This window comes from Vibrio sp. Y51_MX_L26 (assembly GCF_024181935.1).
Taxonomy (GTDB): Bacteria; Pseudomonadota; Gammaproteobacteria; order Enterobacterales; family Vibrionaceae; genus Vibrio; species Vibrio diabolicus.
This window is the reverse complement of sequence record NZ_JAMZAS010000001.1, coordinates 930,712-953,938: the sequence shown is the minus strand read 5'-3', so window position 1 is coordinate 953,938 and position 23,227 is coordinate 930,712. Positions and strand designations below refer to the sequence as shown.

Below are 23,227 nucleotides of genomic sequence, written 5' to 3'. Positions count from 1 at the left end.
GCGCTTAAGTCATACCAAAGAAAAATAGCCTTATGTCATGTAGGTATCTCAGCTCGGAGACAGGAGTTGCGTTTGAAGAACGATCAAACGAAATCGTATCTTTGCAGGCTATTGGGCATATAAATAATAAACCGTTGACTAGTTCGAAGATTAGTCAAATGAGAGAAAGTCATGTTTTTTAATAAGTCGCTTCAGCAAGAAAACCAACGATTAAAGCAGGATCTGCAACGCTTGCAGCAAATCCAACACAGTTTAGATGAAGAAATGCTTCGCTTAACGCTGGATAAGAAAGGCTGCATTACCTCTGTAAATACAAAATTTCAGCAACAACTCTTTTTCACTGATGCGGATATTTTAGCGAAACCGATTACCGAGTTGGTTCCATCAAATTCGCGCAATACAGAGCACTTTCATCGAATGAAGAGAGCCGTTCAAGACAAAGTATTTTGGAATGGTGCGATGCAAGTACTTAAAGGCAACGGCGAAGAAGCGTGGTTACGAACGGTTATCCAGCCTGTTTTAAACGAACATCAAGAAGTCGAAAGCTTTTTTGTGTTTGCTTCTGAGCTTACGCGAACGATCAAAACATCGCGTGAGCAAGAGGACATGCTTAATGCGTTGAGCCGTTCTATGGCGGTTATTGAGTTCACGTTAGATGGTAATGTATTAAAAGCCAATGATAATTTCCTTAGTACGATGGGTTATACACTGGATCAAATTAAAGGGAAGCATCATCGTATGTTCTGCGATCAGGAAGAGGCAGGTTCTGAAGCTTATCGCGAGTTCTGGCAACGTTTGGCAAAAGGACAGTTTGCTTCAGACCGATTTAAGAGAGTTAACCGTTACGGTGAAGAGGTATGGTTAGAAGCCTCCTATAACCCTATCCATAACGATAGAGGAGAGCTCTACAAGGTCGTCAAGTTCGCGACCGACATCACCCAGCAGGTGATGCAAGAGCAGCAAATGGCTCAGGCTGCGCAATTGGCTAATGAAGTTTCTCAAGAGACCGGAACACAAACACTGCAAGGTCAGCAAGTGATAGGTTCGACGCTAGAAAAGGTGCAAACACTGTCTGACCAGATGCAGCAAGCGAATACGGCCATTGACGAGCTCAAAGCGCACTCATCACGCATTAGTGAACTGGTTAATAGCATCAGTGGTATTGCAGACCAAACTAACTTACTAGCGTTAAATGCGGCGATAGAAGCAGCTCGCGCGGGTGAGCATGGTAGAGGCTTTGCCGTGGTGGCTGACGAGGTGAGACAGCTTGCCACAAGAACCAATGCGACCACTGATGAAATTGTCACAATGGTAACTGAAAACTTAGAGCGAACCGATAATGCTGTCCAACTGATCGCCAAATGTCAAAAAGAAGCACTAGATACGCTAGAACTTTCAGAAAAAGCGGGGAATGTGATGAACGAAATACAAGATGGCGCTAGCCGTGTCGTAGAGGCTGTGGAGCAATTTAACCGCTCATTGTAGTTGGTTCTTCATGCTATCAATGGCTTTTTTCAGTTCCGATATAATCAACTTGTTTACTACTGCTGCTCATCGCCAATAAAGCGCTTTTTTTGGTGATGAGAAAGCCAATTATTTCCCTCCTTAATATTTCGTATTTCTATCTTAACGTGTCGCTATTTTACAACACTGTTAATAAAAAGTAGCGTAATTTAATCTCCTGTTAACTTGGTTGCGAATCACAGTTGGGGGAGACCTACTTGGACTTACTAAATTTCACCATAGATAACTTAGCGCTGCTAGGTACGCTTATCATGGAGCACATCTCTTTGGTCGCTCTGGCTGTTGGGCTTGCCATCCTAACTGGCGTACCTATCGGCATTCTTATCACACAAAATGAGCGCGTTGCGAAAGTGGTGCTTTACGTAGCGTCCATCATTATCACCATTCCTTCAATCGCACTGTTTGGTTTGATGATTCCTCTCTTATCGACCATTGGTCATGGGATTGGCTACGTGCCCGCCGTGATTACCGTACTGCTTTATTCTCAGCTGCCTATTATTCGCAACACTTATACCGCCATTCACAACGTAGAACCGTCACTCCGAGAGGCAGCTCGCGGCATCGGGATGACGCCTTTTCAGCGTTTGAAAATGGTGGAAATTCCATTGGCGATTCCGGTGATTATGGCGGGTGTGAGAACGGCAGTAGTAATGAATATTGGCGTTATGGCGATCGCCGCGTATATCGGAGCAGGAGGGTTGGGCGTGTTTATCAGCCGTGGCATATCGCAAAGTGATCCTCGACAACTGATCGTTGGTGCCATCGCCGTCAGCCTTCTGGCTATCATCGCGGATTACGGATTGATTCGACTACAAAAAAGATTAACGCCACCGGGCCTAACCGCTGCTTGATAAAGGACAAATAATAGGGACATTCAAATGATCAAAATTGACAAGCTAACCAAAATTTTTGAAACGCCTAATGGCCCGGTGACTGCCGCAGATCACATTGAGATGGAAGTTCCCAGTGGTGAAATATGTGTGTTACTTGGCCCATCCGGTTGTGGCAAAACCACCACGCTGAAAATGGTCAACCGAATTATTCCCGCGACATCGGGCAAGATCTACCTTGGTGGTGAAGATACTTCTGGGATGGATACGGTTACTCTGCGCCGCAACATTGGCTATGTTATTCAGCAAATTGGCTTATTTCCCAACATGACGATCGGCGAAAACATCGCGGTGGTTCCCAAGTTATTAGGATGGGATAAGGCAAGGTACATGACGCGTGCAAAAGAGCTATTGGAGATGGTGGCTCTTGATCCTAGTGTCTTCCTTAATCGTTATCCAAATGAGTTGTCTGGCGGACAGCAGCAACGAATTGGTGTTGCCCGAGCGCTAGCTGCGGATCCTCCCGTTATGCTGATGGATGAACCTTTTGGCGCGATTGACCCGATCAACCGTGAAGTAATCCAGGATGAGTTCCTTAAAATGCAGCAAGAGCTCAACAAGACCATCATGTTTGTCAGTCATGACATTGATGAAGCGGTCAAAATGGCCGATAGAATTGCGATTTTCCGTGATGGTCACCTGGTTCAGTACGATACGCCTGACGATTTGCTCGCACACCCGAAAGATGATTTCGTGAAAAACTTTGTCGGAGATGATCGCGCACTTAAACGTCTTCGCTTAGTTACAGCTGAATCCGTCATGCAGACCACCTTTGCGTACGTAAAACCTAACGATACGCTTGCCGACGCTCTAACCAAAATTGACGCGTATGGGTATCGCGACGCCGTGATATTAGTGAATGACCAACACCAGCCTATCGGTTATGTGCCAAAAGCTACCGCAATCAATATGAAGGGGTACTGCGGTGAACATTATGTCGGCCTGAAAACAATCGCCCGAACCACGGATGATCTGCGTAAAGTCGCTTCGAAGATGTTCACGCACGACATTGTTTGGATGCCGTGTGTTGACGAGAATGGCCGCTTAGTGGGCGAAGTCACACAGCGCGGCATTACCCATTATCTAGGCGCAACTTATCAGCGCGATATCTCTCCTAGTCAGCCACAGCTATTGCATCAGGCTAAGGAGGCATCGTGACCAACCAGCTCAAACAAATCTACTATTTCGTTTTATTGGCGTGTGTCTTTGCGCTGGGTATTTATTTACAAGGCGCGGGTACGATCGATGATTTTCTTTACTACCAAGAAGACATTGTTTATTTGACGGTTCAGCACATTGAACTGGTGCTGCTGTCTGGTGGATTGGCGATCCTAATCGCGATTCCCGTCGGCGTATTGCTCAGCCGTCCCCGTTTTCAGAAAGTCGCAGAATCGGCGATGCAGGTTTTGAATGTGGGGACCACGATTCCTACTTTAGCCATTCTCGCGCTGGCAATGAGCTTTCTTGGCATTGGCACCGTGCCTGCGGTATTTGGGCTGACGATTGCCTCGTTGTTGCCGATTGTCAGAAACACCTACATTGGACTGAAAGAAGTGCCCGCTCATTTAAAAGAAGCGGCGTCAGGCATTGGTATGACCGAGTTACAAATGTTGTTTCAGGTTGAAATTCCTAATGCGCTGTTCGTCATTTTTGCCGGTATCCGCACGGCGTTAGCTGTCAACGTGGGCACCGTTCCACTGGCCTTCTTAATTGGTGGCGGTGGGTTAGGGGAGCTCATTTTTACTGGTATTGATCTGGATGAACCCATCATGATGCTGGCAGGCGCTATTCCTACAGCGATGCTGGCTATCGCTATCGACAGTGTGGTAGGAGCCGTTTCCTATGTCACTGTACCTAAAGGCTGTAACCCTATTAGAGCTAGACAATAACAATCCTAAAAATTGAACACAGACAGGAGTCAAACATGTTAAAGCAAATTACTCGCCGCTTGCTGGCCGTTGGTGTACTGCTTTCAAGTTTTCACGCATCCGCGGAAATCGTGGTAGGTGGTAAAAACTTTACAGAACAACAGCTTTTAACGGAGATCACGTCTCAATATTTAACCAAAAAAGGCTACGACGTTGATAAGCGTTCGGGCATGGGCAGTGCGGTTTTGCGTAAAGCGCAAGAAAACGGCCAGATTGATCTTTATTGGGAGTACACGGGCACATCACTGATTATTTACAACAAAGTCAAAGATAAGCTCCCAGCAGAGCAAGTGTATCAACGCGTTAAGGAACTGGATGCCAAGAAAGGCCTAGTTTGGCTTAACCCTTCAAAAGCGAACAACACCTACGCGCTCGCTATGCGCAGTGACGATGCGAAACAACGTGGCATTTCAACCTTATCCGACTTCGCCGAGCAAATGCGCCAAGACCCGCCAATGACCATTGCTTTGAATGCGGAATTCTATGCACGAAAAGATGGCTTCCGACCTTTACAGAAAACCTACAAATTCAAAGCTTCACGTGACCAAGTGAAACGCATGGATACTGGGTTAACTTATGATGCGCTGAAAGGGAAAGAAGTCGATGCTGCGCTTGTATTTGCAACAGATGGTCGTATCAAAGCATTCGGTTTTACCGTTTTAACGGATGACAAACAGTTCTTCCCTGATTACGCGATCACACCTGTGGTTCGCCAAGAAACGCTAGATGCGAACCCAGAGCTTGCCGAGCAAATGAACGCGCTTTCTGCGGCGATCGATGGCGATACGATGTCGACATTGAATCAACAAGTTGATGTGGAGCGACGTTCGATCTCAGAAGTCGCAAGCCAGTTCCTATCTGAGCATAACTTGGGGTAATACCATGACTATCCTGCAAGTCAGTGTGGCCCAAATCAACGCCCAGTTAGGCGATGTGAATGCCAATCTGAATACTCATCAGGATTACATAAAGCAAGCTGCGGCCATAGGGTCGCAGCTATTGCTGTTTCCTGAACTCTCCTTGACCGGATACCAGCTCCAATCCTCTGTGCGTGAAGTCGCCATGAAGCGTGATGATGCTCGGCTTAAAGAGCTTGCGCAACTTGCGCCGCACATGTCCGTGATTGTTGGCTTTGTGGAACAGGCCGCTCCGGGAGAGTACTACAACGCGATGGCTTGGTTGCTCGGTGGTACGGTGGTTGCTGTGTATCGCAAAATCAATTTACCAACCTATGGTGGGCTTGAAGAGGGCAAGTGGTTTCATTCGGGAGACGCAACCACCAGCGTTTCTCTTGATGAAAATTGGCGAGGCTCGGTTTTAATTTGTGCCGATTTATGGAATCCACCTTTGGTTCATTGCGCGCTACTCGATAAGCCTGAAATCTTGCTCGCGCCGATCAATTCGGCCAGCAGTATTGTCAGTAAAGACTTTTCCAATGAAGACAACTGGTTAGTTAACGTTAAATTCTATGCGGTGCTCTACGGAACCCCAGTTTTGATGGCCAATCGTTACGGGCCAGAGGGCGAAGCGTGGTTTTGGGGAGGAAGCTGTATTTTGTCTGCAACGGGCGAGCTCTTGGCGCAGGCAGAAGACGGTGAAACCTTGATAACTGCGACCTTGTCATTGGACGATATTGATAAAGCCAGATTCGAGCTGCCTACCATGCGAGACAGCAATACACCATTGATCACAACGCTATTGTCGAAGGCAAAACGCTAAAACTGGAGCAGTAGATGATGCAATCTATTCATCGATTTATTCACGAATTAACCTTTGAACAGCTTCCTGCTGACGTTATTGAACAAGCGAAATATTGCGTCTTGGATTTGTTAGGTGTCGCCGCAGCTGGTAAAGCGACGCAGCTGCAAAACATGGTAGCCAAACTCGCGCAGAAGCAGTTTGCCGGTGATACGCCGATGCTGTTTTCTGATCACACGGCCAGTGGTTGTGGGGCAACTCTATATGGCGGAATGTTGATTGACAGTATGGACGCGCACGACGGCCAAGTCCTGACCAAAGGCCATGTTGGTGTCGCTGTTTTGCCGGGGCTGCTCGCCAGTATGCATGAGTCAGCAGTTACGGGAGAAGAGTTATTAACGTCCCTCGTCATTGGCTACGAAATAGCAACTCGCGCCGGAATCGCGCTGCATCAAACCGCTTGTGATTATCATACTTCTGGTGCTTGGAATGCGTTGGGCGTCGCTGCGGTGTCTGCAAGAAGAAAAGACTTAACGGATGCACAAACAGAGCATGCGCTCGGCATTGCTGAGTTTTATGGTCCACGCAGCCAAATGATGCGTTGTATTGAACATCCAACCATGCTCAAAGACGGCTCTGGCTGGGGAGCAATGGCGGGCTTTGCCAGTGCAGAGCTGGCAGAAGAAGGATTTACTGGCGCGCCAGCCGTGACTCTGCTGGACCAACAAACTCACGCTTTGTGGGCAGATTTAGGGCAGCGCTGGTATATTCTGGAGCAATACTTTAAACCGTATCCGGTTTGTCGTTGGGCTCAACCTGCGGTTGAAGCGGTGAGAGCACTGCAACAAGAAAATAAACTAAAACCTGATGAGATTGAACTTATCGAAGTTCACAGCTTTCACCAGGCGGTGTGCCTGCATACCAAGCGCCCTGAGACAACCGAGCAGGCTCAGTACAGTTTGCCATTTTCAGTCGCGAGTGCGGTCATGGATAATACGGTCACGGTAGAAGCCGTTACCAAAGGACTGAAAGATCCTGCTCGCTTGGCAATTACGGAGCGGATGAAGTTAATTGAAGAGCCTGCTTACAATGATAAGTTTCCAGCCGAACGCTGGGCGCATGTCGTGGTGACGTTGAAAAATGGCGACAAACTGACGTCGCCTCCCTGTATTGCGCGAGGTAATCCTGAAAATCCTCTCAGTCGAGACGAGATGCAAGGTAAGTTTCGCACTTTGGCAGAGAAAGAATTGTCCGCTTCGCGCGTGTCAGCGATAGAAGAGGGCTGTTTGCAACTTGATAAAGCCAGTAAAGAGCAGGTACTTGCTTGGCTATCACTGCTTTACCAAGGCACTTTGTCTGATAAGCCGTCTGACACATCACGATGAGATCGAAGAGATCGAATTTCTTTTCTCTTACTCAATCTTAAGTTAAACGTCGCTCTTCACGCGGCGTTTTTTCATAGCGTTTTTTGTAGCAGCGCGCAAAATACGATGTAGAACTGAACCCACAAGCGGTACTGATTTGAGTAATGGACAACATGGTTTGCAACAACAAATGTTGAGCGCGCTCTAGGCGCAGTTGAAGGTAGTAATTGCCTGGTTTGTCTTGCAAGTATTGTAAAAATAACCTTTCCATCTGCCTGACCGATAACCCTACTTGCTCGCCAATTTCATAGCACTTTAGCGGTTCTTCCATGTTGGCTTCCATGATCTCTACAGCGTCGAGCAGGCGCGGGTGGCGGATGTTGTGCTTACGGATTAACGACATCCGCTGTTTATCATGCGCTGGTCGAATCGCAGGGTGAATGCATTGCTCTGCCACTTGATTCGCCAAGTCACTCCCATGTTGGTTTGTAATTAAATGAAGCATCATATCCAAACCGGCTAGACCGCCCGAACAAGTTGGTGTGCGTGGGTCGAATTCGTACAACTCACTGGTCACGTTAATGTTTGGAAACTCCTCTGCCAGGCTGTTGGCGGACTCCCAATGCACGGTACACGTTTTGTTTTTTAACAGGCCAGCTTTTGCTAACAACACGCTGCCTGTCGAAGTCGAGCCCACGGCGATGCCTTGACGAAGCGCCTGTTTTAACCACTGATTCACCGACCCACTCGCGGCAGCAACGTGGGCGCCAATACCCGCTACAACCAGCAGCAAGTCTAAATGAGCAATGTTGTTGACTGACTGTGTTGGCGAGAATGAAACGCCATTACTGGCCGACACTTCTTTATCTTCGAATCCATAAATATCCCACTGATACAAATCGCAACCAGCGAGGCGATTGGCCATTCGAAGAGGTTCGATAACTGCCGAAAAAGAGAGCATCGAAAAATCAGGAATAAGGAAAAAACCAATGCGATACGTGTGTGTCGTTTTCATTCTCTGTGGTCACCAAGTGGGCAGTTCATCTATGTCGTATTTCTGGATAAGAATGTCGCAATTGTTAAATTATTGCTATCAAAATTCGAACATGATGTGACTTAAGACAAGGACTTCTTTGTCGAGCATACACATTCATTTGGACGAGATAATTATGATTGAACAAAAAGCCCCAGTAATTAGTGATGGTCTACGCCTTGATGGCGCTTTCTTTACTGACGAGAACGTTAACAACCCAGACTTACCGATCGTTATTGTCTGCTCAGGCTTTACTGGGCAAAAAAATATTCACCCAGAGCGTTACGCGAGAGCCTTAACTGCGAAGGGCTTTACGGTATTCGGATTTGACTACCGTGGCTTTGGTGAATCTGAGGGCATTCGTGAGCGAGTTATTTTGGATGAACAAGTACGCGACATCGCGAACGCGGTTGCGGTTGTGAAACAGCGCGCTGACGAGGAAGGCCGCAAAGTCGTACTGGCTGGCTGGGGCATGGCGGGGGGATTAATTCTTGATGCTTACCGAGTTTGCCAAGATGCGATTGATGGCCTTATCTCCATGAACGGCTTTTATGATGCGGTACGTGTTCAGGTTGCTCAACGTGGCGAGCACGGCTGGAAAGCGTTCCGTCAATTTATGTTAGAAGAGCGTACACGTCTTGCTCTTGGTGGAGAAAAGCAGGGGATTGATCCATTTGAAATCTACCCGCTTGATCCAGTAAGCCGCGAATATGTATTCACTGAACTGGTCAAAGCGCCGGGCTACGGCGTGACATCTGATCTGGATTTTGCGGATTCTCTCATCAATTTCAAACCGGAAGCTCTACTGGATGAGCGATTTGCAGACGCGCCAATCTTGATTGCGCACGGTGCAGAAAACGACCTTCACCCAGTGACCGAAGCAAAGTCGCTGTACGCGAAATACCCTGGGCCGAAATCTCTATTCTTACTGCCGGAAGGTGGTCACACCGAGTGGATGTTGGACGACGATCCTAAGTTTATTCAGTTCTCTGGCGTGATCGCAAACTGGTTGAGTGAGAACTTCAGTTAAGTCTTCAAGAGGTGCTTTCGTTGATGGCACCTCTACCTTTCTGACAGGATGATTTTCGATGAGCATAATTCCATTTTGTGAAGCGGCGGACCCATTTGTACATAAACCAACAATCGCGATTCCTGAAGGCGCGGTTGATTGTCACGCCCACGTTTTTTCTTCACGTTATCCGTACTGTGAAACGCGAACCTACACGCCACCTGATGCCAGCGTCGGCGCGTACCTGCATTTGCACAAGCAATTAGGCATCCGTCATGGCGTTCTGGTTCAGCCGAGTGTGTATGGCAATGACAACCAGTTGCATCTTGATACATTACGGTATTTACGCCAGCAAGGTTACGACTACAAAGGCGTCGCGGTCGTGGATGCGGATGTGTCTGAGCAAACGCTGGATGAGCTACAAGAAGCCGGATTTTGTGGGGTGCGGATGAACCTGCTGTTTAAAGGTGGTATTGAGTGGCGTGATGTTGAACGTTTAGCGGCTCGCCTTGCAGAGCGACACTGGCACCTTCAATGCTTAATTGATGTTTCGCAGTTTGATGACTTATATCAGCGATTAAGGGCTTTACCCGTGCCCGTAGTGATTGATCATCTTGGACATATGCCAACAAACAAGCTTATTTCTCATCCTGGTTTTCAAACCTTATTGAAGCTTAAAGCTGAAGGCAAAGTGTGGACAAAACTGTCGGCACCGTATCGTTTTTCGCCTCAATCACCGCCTTATGATGACGTTTCTCCATTTGCTCAAGCTTTGTTAGAAGCGAATGAAGAGCAATGTGTCTGGGGATCGGATTGGCCTCATCCATGTTTTGCTGCTGAGATGCCAAATGATGGCCAGTTGTTAGATACCTTGTGGCACTGGACGCAAGATACGACACTGTTTGGCAAGATTCTGGTCGATAACCCTAAGCGCCTCTACCGCTTTTAACTCCACATTCATGTTACCAACCTAAAAAGACAACCGTAAGGCACTGATTCAAATTATGCTTCCTGCACTTCCGCTACAGGTTTCCTCTGATCCTGTGGTTATCAAGTTCTTTAACACCCTTAAACAACTTGGTTTCAAGGGGGATACTGATGCTCGTTATACCACTCGATTGAGTATGGCGACTGACAACAGCGTCTACCAGCAACTTCCTTTGTCGGTCGTCTTTCCTGCCAACCATCATGATGTGGTAATACTTGGCAAGGTCAGTGCTCGTGATGAATTTAAACACCTGACCTTTTCGCCCAGAGGAGGCGGAACGGGCACCAACGGACAATCATTGAACTCGGGGATCGTGGTTGATCTGTCTCGCTATATGAATCGAGTGTTAGAGATCAACGAGCAGGAAGGTTGGGTGAGAGTGGAAACTGGGATAGTCAAAGATCAACTCAACGACATCGTTCGCCCTTATGGTTATTTCTTCTCGCCAGATCTGTCGACCAGCAACCGCGCAACATTAGGTGGGATGATTAATACCGATGCATCAGGCCAAGGCTCTTTGCAATATGGTAAAACCTCGGATCATGTGTTGGCGCTCAAAGCCGTATTGGCGGATGGTTCGGTGCTCGATACCGAAGCAATTCAACAAAACAAATGGTTAAACAGTGATGTAGTATCGCGAGCGTTAAAAATTACGGAGGAAGTTTGTCGAGACAAGCGTCAACAGATTCTGGATAAGTTTCCTCCTCTGAATCGATTTCTTACTGGTTATGACCTAAAAAATGCCATAAACGACAAGAGTGAAGAGTTTGACGTCACGAGAATATTATGTGGCTCTGAAGGTACGTTAGCTTTTATCACTGAAGCCAAGCTTAATCTTACGCGAATACCTACCACGCGACGGTTAGTGAACGTTAAATACGATAGTTTTGATTCTGCATTGCGAAATGCTCCCTTGATGGTCGAAGCAGAGGCGCTATCGGTAGAGACGGTTGATGCAAAGGTGCTCAATCTTGCAAGAGAAGACATTGTCTGGCACTCGGTAAAACATGCGATCTCAGATGTGCAGGGCAAAGAGATGCAAGGGATTAACTTTGTCGAGTTCGCAGGCAGTCACAACGATGATATTGAGGATAAAGTTGAACGCTTACTTTCAATTCTCGATAAAGAAATGGCTCACCGACGCAGTGGTATCATCGGTTATCAAGTCTGTCGTGAACCCCAAGACATCCAAGCCATTTATGGTATGCGCAAGAAAGCGGTTGGGCTGCTTGGCGCGACCAAAGGTCAGGCAAAGCCGATTGCATTCGCGGAAGATACTTGTGTGCCGCCTGAAAATTTGGCGGACTTTATCGCGGAATTTCGTACGTTGCTGGACGACAATAACCTGCATTATGGCATGTTTGGGCATGTGGATGCTGGCGTCCTTCACGTGCGTCCGGCGCTCGATATGTGTGACCCTGGGCAAGAAGCGTTGATGCATCAACTATCCGATGATGTGGTCGCGCTGGTGGCAAAATACAATGGTTTAATGTGGGGAGAGCACGGTAAAGGATATCGCTCAGAATATGGACCTGCCTTCTTTGGTGATGAGCTCTTTACTGAATTAAGGCGCATTAAAGCGGCGTTTGACCCCGACAATAAAATGAATCCGGGGAAGATTTGCACACCACTGAATAGCGACGCTGAAATGGTAAAAGTCACAGCGACCAAGCGTGGCTACTATGATCGTCAGATCCCCGTAGCAGTCCGAGAGTCGCTTAAGCCCGTGCTGTCTTGCAATGGCAATGGGCTGTGTTTTAATTACGATGCTGATAGCCCAATGTGTCCATCATTTAAAGTAACAGCCGATCGTCGCCACTCTCCGAAAGGGAGGGCTGGGATAATGCGTGAATGGCTGCGTCGCCTTAATGACAGTGGCTTCGATTTGCTCGCTAACGAACAACAGCTTCTCAATCAAACATTATCGGTTAAGCTTTTGACTCAGAAGCTGAGTAAGTTGATATCTCGCCCCACATCTGACGACCTATCGCATGAAGTTTATGAGGTGATGAATGGCTGTCTAGCGTGCAAAGCGTGTGCGAGTCAGTGTCCTGTTAAAGTTGATGTGCCTGATTTTAGAGCACGTTTTTTACACGTCTATCACTCGCGTTATCGCAGACCTCTGCGCGACTATCTGGTGTCGAATATTGAGCAACTGCTGCCGATTATGGCAAAAGCCCCCAAGCTGGTTAATCGAATTGCATCTAGTAGGCCTGTTACGCAGGTATTAGAGACATCCATCGGTTTTGTTGATTCGCCAGTGCTATCGATCCCTACGTTGCAAAGTCGATGTCAGGCACTTGGCGTGAGCCCGTTCGACTTTGCGTATCTAGAATCGCTTTCCCCAGAAGTGAAGCAAAATTACGTCTTGATTGTTCAAGATCCATTTACCAGCTTTTATGAAGCCGAGTTGGTTGCGGACTTTATTCAGTTATTGCAGCGGTTAGGGAAACACCCTGTTGTTCTGCCTTTCAAACCCAATGGGAAAGCTCAACATGTAAAAGGTTTCCTTAAGGCATTTGCCAGAAATGCACAAAACACCTCGGATTTTCTCAAACAAGTTGCTGAGCTTGAAATTCCTATGATCGGTATCGATGCAGCCTTAGTGCTTTGTTATCGTGATGAATACCGTCAGGCTCTAAAAGAAAAGCGGGGCGAATTTACAGTTTATACGGCTCATGAGTGGCTGGTGGATACACTCAATGAATGGCCGCCAGTAAGTGTATCAGACGAAGAGCCTTGGTATTTGATGGCGCATTGCACAGAAAAGACCAAAATCCCGGAGACTGAGAAATCTTGGCAGTCTATTTTTCATCACTTTGGCTTAAAGCTGCATGTGATACCTACGGGATGTTGTGGCATGGCAGGGACATTCGGCCATGAAGTGGATAAGAAAAGTACGTCTGAAGCTATTTATCAGCTGAGTTGGAAACCGAATATAAAGAACCTGCCCACTGAGCGTGTGTTAGCCACGGGGTACTCCTGCCGCAGTCAAGTTAAGCGTTTTGAAGGGGAGGTCGTTCGACATCCGGTCCAAGTTTTAGCCAGTTTGTTTAGTGCATAAGATGCTTAGGCAATTTAGTATACGAAAACGCTTGCCTTAAGACTTTACCTGCCTTTAATGTATCCGACCGCAGAACTTCAATCTGCTTAACAACACAGGAGAGAATCGGGCTTTCACTTCCGCTCGACAGAAACTCCTTTCAAATTGATACAACAGCGCAGCAAACTTCCCTTGCTGCGATACTGTGTTCCATATTTTGTGAGTACTTATGTTTAACTCAGAACGCAAAGCGACGGTTATTCTGGTTGCGACAACGATGATCGCGGCACTTGGTTGGATCTTTTCTAAGGAAACAATACAGGGTTTACCACCTTTCGGCTTTATCGGGGCGCGATTTACTATTGCATCGCTCTGTCTGCTGCCGTTGTGCTATCGACCTTTGCTCAAAGCGAATTTGAAAGATGTGCTTTCTGCTGGTGGTGTCGGGTTCCTGTTAGGCAGTGCCGTTATGACATGGATTTACGCCATCTCCATCAGCGACACGCTCGGGGAAGGCGCATTTATCATGAGTCTCTCCATGCTATTTGTGCCGATTGTTGCGTGGGTTATGTTTCGTCAACGACCACAACGAATTTTCTGGCTTTCTTTGCCTATCGCGGTATTAGGGCTCGCCTGTCTCTCTTTAGTTGGTGGCTGGAAACAATCGGCCAGTCAATTTTGGTTTCTTGGTGCAGCACTGGTTTTGGCGCTTCATTTTAATGTGAACAGCAAATACTCTCAAAAACTACCTGTGTTGCTGCTTACTTGCGTGCAGCTTTTTTCTGCTGGTTGTTTAGGTTTGTTGGTTTCTTTCTTTATGGAGTCTTTTCCGGCAGAGGTTGACTCCTCCATTTGGTGGTGGTTCGCGTTGAGCACCTTGCTAGCGACGAGCTTGCGTTACGTAATGCAAACCATGGGTCAAAAATTTGTTCAGGCAGGTAATGCTGCCTTGATCATGATATTAGAGCCAGTTTGGACCGTCATTCTGAGCGTGCTGTGGTATGGCGAAGTGCTAACGGCAAATAAGCTAGTTGGCTGTGTGCTTATCTTATTTTCTCTTATTATTTATCGTACTGGCGGTCGATTTCGTTTGTCTATCCCTAGGTAGCTTCAAGAAATGTGGGTAGGGAACAATTTAGGAGTGAAGCATGGCCAATACTGAGCATCAGGAATCACTAGACTTTTTAGATATTTTAAGTGTCTGTTTATATCGTTTAGGAATTAGCGTATTTGCCTTTGGACTTATCGCGATGACGATATCGGGTTTGCACCTTATTGAAGGTTCGGCATTTTATGATCGAAATGTGTTGCTGATCATCGCCATTGCAGGTGTATTAACTGCAGCAAATATCCATGTCTACAGTAAAACTGTGCGTACTGTCATCAGCTGGTCAACTTGGGTGGGACTGCTCTTCATGGTGAGCGATCCAGACTTATCCCGCGTGTGGCTTTCTCTTGGTTTTGTCTTTGTCACTTTTTCCGGTGTGGCGCTGAAAGAGTCCTTTTGTTTTAAAGTTCCAGGCTTGAAAGCGGTGCCAGTGCTACTTGCCATCGCAACCTTTGCGTTTTGTTTCGAAATACTGACGGTAGCGAATATTGCAACAGGGTTGTCTGGCTTAATTATGGGTTTCCTGTCTATATCAAAGTGGCGGATGCCACTTCATTTTGATATTGGTATTAAAGCAAACTACGAGGTTTAATAAACGTCTTACGTTTGAGATGTCATACGGTTACGCAAAGCTAGCGATACTTTTGACGTGGGTTCTCGATTAAGCTCTTCGCTGATCATCCAGCCAGCTTTTGCTAACAGCTCCAAGTCGATCCCCGTTTCGATCCCTAATCCTTGGCATAAATACAGTACATCCTCCGTCGCGACATTCCCCGAGGCCCCATGAGCGTATGGGCATCCACCCAGCCCAGCGACACTGCTGTCGATGGTATTGATGCCCATACTCAAGGCTTGATGAATGTTGGCGAGCGCTTGTCCCCATGTATCGTGGAAATGGACAGCAAGCTGGGGGAGAGGTGTAACCAACATGACGGCTTCCAGCATGGCTGCAATTCGATTTGGCGTGCCTGTGCCGATGGTATCGCCTAGGGATACTTCATAGCACCCTAAATCGATGAGCGATTTGGTCACGCTCGCCACCTGTTTAGGGGCTGTTGGACCGTCGTAAGGGCAATCGGCAACGCAGGATAGATAACCTCGAACAGGGATGCCGTGTTTGGTGGCTAATCGCATTACAGGCTCGAAGCGAGTTAAACTTTCTGCAATCGAGCAATTGATATTGTGTTGGCAGAAGCCTTCTGATGATGAAGTGAAAATTGCGACCTGATTGGCACCAGCCTCCAAGGCTTGTTCGAAGCCTTTTAGGTTTGGTGTCAGGGCAGAATAAGTAACATGATTTCGCCTTGTTATTGCTTTCATGACCTCTGTTGAGTCCGCCATTTGTGGCACCCATTTGGGCGAAACAAAAGAGCCCGCCTCAATATGCGTTAGCCCAGTATCAGAGAGTAAGTTGATCAACCGGATTTTAGTCTGGGTCGCAACAGGAGACTCATTTTGCAACCCATCTCGTGGACCTACTTCGACAATATTTACTTTGGAAGGCAGCATTACTTGTCCTGTGATTTGGTTACCCAACTTGGGCTTCGTTTTTCAAGAAACGCTTGCAAGCCATCTTGGCCTTGTGGCGATACCCTAATGTCCGCAATGAGCTTGCTAGTATAGTGAATCAGTTGTTGATCGATGGGGTTTTGATGACATTGGTGACAGAGCGTTTTCGCTTTACGCATCGCATCTGGGCTATTAAGTAGTAACGTCTTGATCACGCTATCGACCGCACTTTCAAGTTGTTTGGCTTCTTTCACTTCATGCACAATACCAAACCGTTCGGCATCCTCGGCTGAAATGACTTCACCACTTAAGATATAGCGTCTAGCTTGTCGATTCCCCATCGCGCGCATGACGTAAGGCGCAATGGTTGCCGGAACTAAACCAAGCTTAACTTCACTTAAGCAAAAGTTAGCACATTGGCTCGCGATGGCGATATCACTGCAACAAATCAATCCCAGCGCGCCGCCGTAAGCGGAGCCTTGTACAACCGCGATGGTGGGTTGAGGGAACGAATCTAGGGTTTCCATGAGTCTTGCCAAGTTTTGGGCATCAACGAAATTATCTTGCCTCGTGCTGTCGGCCATCGACTGCATCCAATTCAGGTCGGCCCCGGATGAAAAGTGCTTGCCGTTACTTTTTAATACCAAGCATCGCACATCCGTTCGTAAAGCGAGATAATCTAGGCGGTGGATCAGCAAGTCGATCGTACAAGCGTCAAAAGCATTGTGTTTGGCTGTTCTGTTTAGAGTGATGGTCGCTACGCCATTGTCATCGACATGCCAAAGAACATCATCTTGTCTTTGGGCGTTGGGAATAATGCTTGGTTGCATTTCCTGCATACTTACTTCCTTAATTTATCTCTGGATATTTACATTCTGAAGACGCCAAACTCGCTATCAGGAATGGGGGCATTTAATGCTGCCGTTAGCGCTTGACTCAACACCTGACGCGTTTGTTTGGGGTCAATAATTCCGTCATCCCATAGCCGAGCGCTCGCAAAATAGGGATGTCCTTGTGTTTCATACAAGTCTATGATTGATTCTCTAAAAGTGTGTTCTTCTTGCTCTGACCACGCTTCTCCCTGGCGTTCCTTCGCGTCTTTTCGAACTTGTGTTAAGACGCCTGCCGCTTGTTCTCCGCCCATCACAGAAATACGAGCGTTCGGCCACATCCACATCATGGTTGGATCATAAGCTCGGCCGCACATGCCATAATTGCCAGCGCCGTACGACCCACCGATGATCACGGTAAACTTCGGTACGTCAGCACAAGCGACGGCCATCACCAGCTTGGCGCCATGTTTTGCGATGCCTTCTTCTTCCACCTTTTTCCCGACCATAAATCCGGTAATGTTTTGGAGAAAGAGAAGCGGTGTTTTCCGTTTGGCGCAAAGTTCAATAAAGTGCGCGCCTTTTTGTGCCGATTCAGAAAACAAGATACCGTTGTTTGCCACAATACCGATCAAGTGTCCGTGAATGCGAGCAAAGCCACACACTAACGTTCTGCCGTACAAGGCTTTGAATTCGTCAAAATCAGAATCATCGACGATGCGGGCAATGATTTCTCGAACGTCGAATGATAGTCGTAAGTTGGCATTCACGATTCCGTAGATTTCTTCAGCATCGTAGCGGGGAGGTAGCACGGTGTTTTCCGGCTTAATCGATTTCGCTCTATTGGCATTGGCAATGGCTTCTCGAGCTAGCATTAGGGCATGCTCATCATTTTCAGCGTAATAATCAGCAACACCAGATTTACGACAATGCACGTCTGCACCGCCGAGCTCTTCACCCGTCACGACTTCGCCAGTGGCCGCTTTAACTAGAGGCGGTCCCGCCAAAAATATGGTGCCTTGCTCTTTGACCATAATGGACACATCCGCCATGGCAGGAACATATGCGCCCCCAGCAGTGCAAAGCCCCATCACAACAGCAACCTGAGGGATGCCTTTTGCTGACATCCTCGCTTGGTTAAAGAAAATGCGACCAAAGTGTTCTTTGTCGGGGAAGACGTCGGACTGATGAGGGAGATTTGCGCCACCGGAGTCCACCAAGTATACGCAGGGGAGTTGGCAGCGTTGGGCTATCTCTTGCGCTCTAAGGTGTTTTTTTACCGTGAGTGGGTAGTAGGTTCCGCCTTTTACCGAAGCATCGTTGGCGATGACCATACATTGAATCCCCGCTATGAAACCAATGCCGGCGATAACGCCAGCGCAGGGGATGGATTCGTCATACACTTGCCAGGCGGCAAACTGGCTGATTTCAAGAAAGTCAGTGTTGTCATCAAGCAAGCGCGCGATGCGTTCTCGGGCGGGGAGTTTTCCTTTTTGCCTCTGGTGCTGAATGGCTTTTTCACCGCCTCCCTGTTTGATGGTCTCGATGTGTTGATTCAGTTGAGTGACCAACGTTTCCATCGCAGCTTTATTGGAAAGAAATAACTCGTCAGTTGGCTTAGTTTTACTTTTGATAATGGCCATAATGACTTCCTTGTCGTATGTTCCTTTAGCGAGATTCTTCGAACAGTTCTCGGCCTATTAACATGCGGCGAATCTCTGAGGTACCCGCGCCGATTTCATAAAGCTTTGCATCACGTAGCAAACGACCAGCAGGGTATTCATTGATGTAGCCATTCCCACCGAGCAACTGTATTGCATCAAGTGCCATTTGTGTGGCGAGTTCTGCACTGTACAGAATCGCTCCTGCGGCATCTTTGCGTGTTGCGTTACCTCGATCACAAGCCGCTGCGACGGTATATACATACGCTTTTGCTGCACTCATTCGAGAATACATATCGGCGATCTTGCCCTGAACTAACTGAAACTCGCCAATGGATTTTCCAAACTGCTCTCGTTCATGTACGTACGGGACCACAATGTCCATGCAAGCTTGCATTATCCCGAGTGGTCCGGCAGCGAGGACGACGCGCTCGTAATCTAGTCCACTCATTAACACCTCGACGCCTTGATTCAGCTCGCCAAGAATATTCTCTTTCGGCACTACGCAATTGTTAAATACAAGTTCGCAAGTGTTCGAGCCCCTCATGCCTAGTTTGTCCAGCTTTTGAGCATGGCTGAAACCTTCGACGTTGCGTTCAACAATGAATGCGGTAATACCTCGTGAACCTGCATTGACATCCGTTTTAGCGTAAAGCACCACTATGTCAGCGTCGGGACCGTTGGTGATCCACATTTTGTTGCCATTCAGTACAAAATGGTCACCCTTGTTCTCCGCTTTCAGTTGCATGCTTATCACGTCTGAACCGGCATTGGGCTCGCTCATAGCTAGGGCGCCAACGTGCGTACCATCGATGAGTTTGGGAAGGTATTTCTTGCGTTGAGAAGGCGTGCCATTGCGAAAGATCTGATTGACGCACAGGTTAGAATGAGCGCCGTAGCTTAAAGCGACAGATGCAGAGGCACGGCTGATTTCTTCCATTGCAACAACGTGAGCGAGGTATCCCATGCCTGCACCACCAAATTCTTCATCGACGGTGACACCGAGCAACCCCATATCTCCAAACAAAGGCCACAAATGGTTTGGAAACTGGTTATCGCGGTCTATATCTGCGGCGATGGGAGCAATATGTTCCGTAGAAAAGGCATTAACGTGGTCTCGGAGCATATCGATGGTATCACCAAGTCCGAAATTGAGTGGGGCGTAGGTGCTTTTCATAACGTCTCCCGATATCAGAGGTAAGGTGGAAAAGCCGATTGCAGTGTCGCTATTTGAGTATAGCGGTTATGTCTCTTTGCTTTTGAGTGTTTGAATACAGCGTTCTTTAGCGGCATTCAACTCTGCCATTACGACGCTGATGTCATTGAGTTGCTGTTGTAGGACGGCTTGTTTCTCTTCAATGATATTGAGCATTTTCAATAACTGTCCTTCGGTTTGTTGCATGTCATAGAGCTCGAAAAGTTCACGAATTTCTGCCAGTGAAAAACCGAGCCGTTTCCCTCTTAAAATCAGTTTGAGACGAATTTTATCTCTGCGTTGATAAACGCGCATGTTGCCTTTTCGCTCTGGTTCAATCAGACCTACGTCCTCATAAAACCGGATACTACGAGTGGTAATATCAAACTCCTTGGCGAGGTCACTGATCTTGTATTTTTCCATAACATACTTACCTCGAATAAAAATCCAGTTTCTGGAAATCGAACCTTCAACGGAAAGGCCGAACGCAAATTTTGAAAGATAAACGCCTACTTGGTGTGTTTTTTCATCTCATTGTAAAGGCTAGTGCTATGCTTACGTAAACGTCAAGAAATCGCAGTATGAAAGTTTGTCAGTGAGAAAGGGCGACAAAGACTGGCGTAGCACTTGGTGAGTAATGTCATGCAGGGGCGTCATCAGTCAGTCTAGTGTTCACATATACCTCAAGGGAATGCGAATCATGGAAAAAGACATCTGGATTGTCAGCGCGAAGAGAACGCCGATCGGGCGCTTTCAAGGAAAGTTGCAAACTTACTCCGCTCCCCAATTAGGCGCACTGGCGATCAAGGCGGCAATGCACGAAGTGAATGTGACATCTGTAGATGAAGTCTTCATGGGATGTGTGCTCCCTGCGGGTTGTGGGCAAGCCCCGGCGAGACAAGCGGCAATTGGTGCGGATTTACCCATGAGTGTAGGGTGCACGACTATCAATAAAGTGTGTGGTTCCGGCATGAAGAGCGTCATGTTGGCGCACGATCTTATCAAAGCTGGAACGATTCGAACGGCCATTGCTGGTGGTATGGAGAGTATGACCAATGCGCCGTATTTATTGAAAGAGGCGAGAAAGGGAATGCGCATGGGCCACCAGTCGACGTATGACCACATGTTTCTCGATGGATTGCAAGATGCGTACGAAGGGCACTTAATGGGTGTTTATGCTCAGCACGTCGCAGACAGGCTTAAGTTTACCAGAGAGCAAATGGACGAATGGGCAGTGATGTCGGCAAAACGTGCGTTGGAAGCTCAAGAGCGAGGCTTATTTGCAGACGAGCTCTCACCGATTGAATTCAACACCAAGTCTGAACAAGGAACGTTGGATTACGATGAGCACCCGCGCTCGATTGTTCTGGATAAAATCCCTCAACTCAAACCTGCATTCGATAAAAAAGGCACGGTGACCGCGGCTAATTCGAGTGCGATTTCCGATGGCGCTGCAGCGCTTGTTCTAATGGATGAAGAGACTGCGATCCACCAAGGTCTTGAGCCACACGCCGTTATCAAGTCTCACGCCACACACGCCAGAAAACCTGCTGAATATACTTTGGCTCCCGTTTATGCGATTGAACAGTTGTTGTCCCAGTTGGATTGGTCAATTGACGAAGTGGATCTGTGGGAGATAAATGAAGCCTTTGCTGTCGTGACACAAATCGCGGTAGCAGAACTTGGGCTTGATATGAGCAAAGTCAATATTAAAGGCGGAGCGTGTGCACTCGGGCATCCGATAGGCGCAAGTGGCGCACGAATTCTGGTGACATTGATTCATAGTTTGCGTCAGCTACAAGCTTTAGGTACCGACGGTGATCTAGACGCCAAAAAAGTGATGCGAGGCGTTGCGACACTTTGTATCGGTGGCGGAGAGGCAACGGCGATAGGCATTGAAATACCGCTTTAATTGAAATCAGAAAGGAGTAAATGATGACTCGTTTGGTTCCCTTGTTTATTGGTGGAGAGTTTCGTGAATCTCAAACTTCGGATTGGGTTGAGGTGACCAATCCTGCCACTAATGATGTCATTGCGTACGTTCCCTGCTCAACGGATCACGAGATGGAAGCCGCCATTGATAATGCGAAAGAGACATTCCAATCCTGGAAGGAAGTGGCAGTATCCGAGCGTGCCAGAGTCATGCTTCGTTATCAGCACCTTCTCAAAGAACATCATGATGAGCTTGCCACTCTGCTTTCTCATGAAACGGGTAAGATTTTAGCGGATGCTAAAGGCGATGTGTGGCGAGGTATAGAGGTTGTTGAGCAGGCTGCAAACATTGCCAGCAATATGATGGGCGAAACCGTCGAAAATGTTGCCACGGATATTGATAGTTACTCAATGATTCAGCCCCTAGGTGTGTGTTGCGGCATTACGCCGTTTAACTTTCCTGCCATGATTCCGTTGTGGATGTTCCCAATCGCTATCGCGGCGGGCAATACGTTTGTGCTTAAACCCTCCGAACAAGTGCCGTTGACCTCTATTCGTTTAGCCGAACTATTTGAGCAAGCTGGCGCGCCGAAAGGAGTGTTGCAAATCGTTCACGGTTGCAAAGACCAAGTCGATTTTCTGCTGGCTCATCCTGACATTCGAGCGGTGTCATTTGTTGGCTCGGTTCCTGTTGCCCGTTATATCTACACCACGGGTACGAAACACTTTAAACGCGTTCAAGCTTTTGCTGGTGCTAAAAATCACATGGTGATCATGCCTGATGCGAACAAAGAACAAGTGGTGAATAATCTAGTGGGGTCCTCCGTTGGGGCGGCGGGGCAACGCTGTATGGCGATTTCTGTTGCGGTATTTGTCGGCGATTCAAAACAATGGATTAAAGACATCAAACAGGCAATGGCGAAAGTACACCCAGGGCCTTGGGACGATGAGCAAGCTGCTTATGGCCCACTGATCAGTGAGCAGGCTAAACAACGCGTATTGGACCTAATTGAAGATGGCAAGCAACAAGGCGCAGTGTGTGAACTGGATGGCAGTCAGTGTGAAGTGGAAGGCTTTCCCGATGGAAACTGGATTGGCCCAACCTTGTTTAGCGGTGTAACAACGAATATGTCGATTTACACGCAAGAGATATTTGGCCCTGTTTTAGTTTGCATGGAAGTGGATACGTTACAAGAAGCCATTGAGTTAGTGAATCGCAACCCATACGGGAACGGCACTTCCATTTTTACGGCTAATGGCGCTGCTGCAAGAAAATATCAGCATGACATTCAAGTTGGTCAGGTCGGGATCAATGTGCCTATTCCGGTACCTTTGCCATTTTTCTCTTTTACAGGCTGGAGAGGCAGTTTCTATGGCGATTTGCATGCGTATGGTAAACAAGCGGTACGTTTTTATACCGAGACTAAAACGGTGACGGCACGTTGGTTTGATGACGATATTCCAACGGGGCCTAATCTGACCATCCAACTGCGCTGAGTGAATAGAAGGAGCTTT

At 47.5% G+C, this 23,227-nt stretch carries 20 protein-coding genes; 14 read left to right on the top strand and 6 right to left on the bottom strand.

From position 1 onward, the window contains the following. Positions 1 to 171 precede the first annotated feature (171 nt). The 7 genes from NL645_RS04035 to NL645_RS04005 all read left to right on the top strand — a co-directional run bounded on the left by NL645_RS04035 (position 172) and on the right by NL645_RS04005 (position 7,425). Entirely contained in the window at positions 172 to 1,485 is a 1,314-nt protein-coding gene (locus NL645_RS04035; protein WP_253651249.1) for a methyl-accepting chemotaxis protein, read from the top strand. A gap of 236 nt (positions 1,486 to 1,721) precedes the next feature. After that, entirely contained in the window at positions 1,722 to 2,375 is a 654-nt protein-coding gene (locus NL645_RS04030; protein WP_253651248.1) for an ABC transporter permease, read from the top strand. A gap of 27 nt (positions 2,376 to 2,402) precedes the next feature. Then, the gene (locus tag NL645_RS04025) at positions 2,403 to 3,572 is read left to right on the top strand and encodes an ABC transporter ATP-binding protein (protein ID WP_253651247.1); all 1,170 of its coding nucleotides are present in this window, start codon (positions 2,403 to 2,405) and stop codon (positions 3,570 to 3,572) included. Further along, on the top strand, positions 3,569 to 4,303 hold the full coding sequence (locus NL645_RS04020; RefSeq protein WP_253651246.1) for an ABC transporter permease: 735 nt from the start codon (positions 3,569 to 3,571) through the stop codon (positions 4,301 to 4,303). The genes NL645_RS04025 and NL645_RS04020 overlap by 4 nt, the downstream gene beginning before the upstream one ends. A gap of 35 nt (positions 4,304 to 4,338) precedes the next feature. Then, complete coding sequence (locus NL645_RS04015) at positions 4,339 to 5,220, top strand: glycine betaine ABC transporter substrate-binding protein (protein WP_046873659.1); 882 nt, start codon at positions 4,339 to 4,341, stop codon at positions 5,218 to 5,220. 4 nt (positions 5,221 to 5,224) lie between these two features. Then, complete coding sequence (locus NL645_RS04010) at positions 5,225 to 6,061, top strand: nitrilase-related carbon-nitrogen hydrolase (protein WP_253651245.1); 837 nt, start codon at positions 5,225 to 5,227, stop codon at positions 6,059 to 6,061. 14 nt (positions 6,062 to 6,075) lie between these two features. Beyond that, positions 6,076 to 7,425: an MmgE/PrpD family protein gene (locus tag NL645_RS04005; RefSeq protein ID WP_253651244.1), complete on the top strand. Its 1,350-nt coding sequence runs from the start codon at positions 6,076 to 6,078 to the stop codon at positions 7,423 to 7,425. 37 nt (positions 7,426 to 7,462) lie between these two features. On the opposite strand, the gene NL645_RS04000 is transcribed toward NL645_RS04005, so the two are convergent. Beyond that, positions 7,463 to 8,419 (bottom strand): GlxA family transcriptional regulator, encoded by a 957-nt coding sequence (locus tag NL645_RS04000; protein ID WP_085343627.1) that lies wholly within the window; start codon positions 8,417 to 8,419, stop codon positions 7,463 to 7,465. A gap of 154 nt (positions 8,420 to 8,573) precedes the next feature. On the opposite strand from NL645_RS04000, the gene NL645_RS03995 reads away from it, so the two are divergent. The 5 genes from NL645_RS03995 to NL645_RS03975 all read left to right on the top strand — a co-directional run bounded on the left by NL645_RS03995 (position 8,574) and on the right by NL645_RS03975 (position 15,177). Continuing rightward, positions 8,574 to 9,467, top strand: a complete 894-nt coding sequence (locus NL645_RS03995; protein WP_005375755.1) for an alpha/beta hydrolase — start codon at positions 8,574 to 8,576, stop codon at positions 9,465 to 9,467. A gap of 58 nt (positions 9,468 to 9,525) precedes the next feature. Continuing rightward, the gene (locus NL645_RS03990) at positions 9,526 to 10,395 is read left to right on the top strand and encodes an amidohydrolase (protein ID WP_253651243.1); all 870 of its coding nucleotides are present in this window, start codon (positions 9,526 to 9,528) and stop codon (positions 10,393 to 10,395) included. Positions 10,396 to 10,450: 55 nt separating this feature from the next. Further along, the gene (locus NL645_RS03985; protein ID WP_253651242.1) at positions 10,451 to 13,498 is read left to right on the top strand and encodes an FAD-binding and (Fe-S)-binding domain-containing protein; all 3,048 of its coding nucleotides are present in this window, start codon (positions 10,451 to 10,453) and stop codon (positions 13,496 to 13,498) included. Positions 13,499 to 13,706: 208 nt separating this feature from the next. Further along, a complete protein-coding gene (locus NL645_RS03980; protein ID WP_253651241.1) occupies positions 13,707 to 14,585 on the top strand; it encodes a DMT family transporter in 879 nt (292 codons plus the stop codon). A 40-nt stretch (positions 14,586 to 14,625) separates the two neighbouring features. After that, positions 14,626 to 15,177: a DUF2301 domain-containing membrane protein gene (locus NL645_RS03975; protein ID WP_253651240.1), complete on the top strand. Its 552-nt coding sequence runs from the start codon at positions 14,626 to 14,628 to the stop codon at positions 15,175 to 15,177. Positions 15,178 to 15,185: 8 nt separating this feature from the next. Here NL645_RS03975 and NL645_RS03970 read toward each other — a convergent pair whose 3' ends face one another. From NL645_RS03970 to NL645_RS03950, 5 genes are all read right to left on the bottom strand, one after another. Next, a complete protein-coding gene (locus NL645_RS03970) occupies positions 15,186 to 16,094 on the bottom strand; it encodes a hydroxymethylglutaryl-CoA lyase (protein ID WP_253651423.1) in 909 nt (302 codons plus the stop codon). Next, positions 16,094 to 16,933: an enoyl-CoA hydratase-related protein gene (locus NL645_RS03965; RefSeq protein WP_005390997.1), complete on the bottom strand. Its 840-nt coding sequence runs from the start codon at positions 16,931 to 16,933 to the stop codon at positions 16,094 to 16,096. The genes NL645_RS03970 and NL645_RS03965 overlap by 1 nt, the downstream gene beginning before the upstream one ends. A 29-nt stretch (positions 16,934 to 16,962) precedes the next feature. Beyond that, positions 16,963 to 18,567, bottom strand: a complete 1,605-nt coding sequence (locus tag NL645_RS03960) for a carboxyl transferase domain-containing protein (protein ID WP_253651239.1) — start codon at positions 18,565 to 18,567, stop codon at positions 16,963 to 16,965. Positions 18,568 to 18,592: 25 nt separating this feature from the next. Beyond that, on the bottom strand, positions 18,593 to 19,762 hold the full coding sequence (locus tag NL645_RS03955) for an isovaleryl-CoA dehydrogenase (RefSeq protein ID WP_164665717.1): 1,170 nt from the start codon (positions 19,760 to 19,762) through the stop codon (positions 18,593 to 18,595). Positions 19,763 to 19,828: 66 nt separating this feature from the next. Next, a complete protein-coding gene (locus NL645_RS03950) occupies positions 19,829 to 20,203 on the bottom strand; it encodes a MerR family DNA-binding transcriptional regulator (protein ID WP_012842485.1) in 375 nt (124 codons plus the stop codon). Positions 20,204 to 20,480: 277 nt separating this feature from the next. Between NL645_RS03950 and NL645_RS03945 the strand changes: the two genes are divergently transcribed. Next, positions 20,481 to 21,692, top strand: coding sequence for a thiolase family protein (locus NL645_RS03945; protein ID WP_253651238.1), 1,212 nt, complete (start codon positions 20,481 to 20,483; stop codon positions 21,690 to 21,692). 23 nt (positions 21,693 to 21,715) lie between these two features. Beyond that, positions 21,716 to 23,209: a CoA-acylating methylmalonate-semialdehyde dehydrogenase gene (locus tag NL645_RS03940; protein ID WP_182035709.1), complete on the top strand. Its 1,494-nt coding sequence runs from the start codon at positions 21,716 to 21,718 to the stop codon at positions 23,207 to 23,209. Positions 23,210 to 23,227 lie beyond the last annotated feature (18 nt).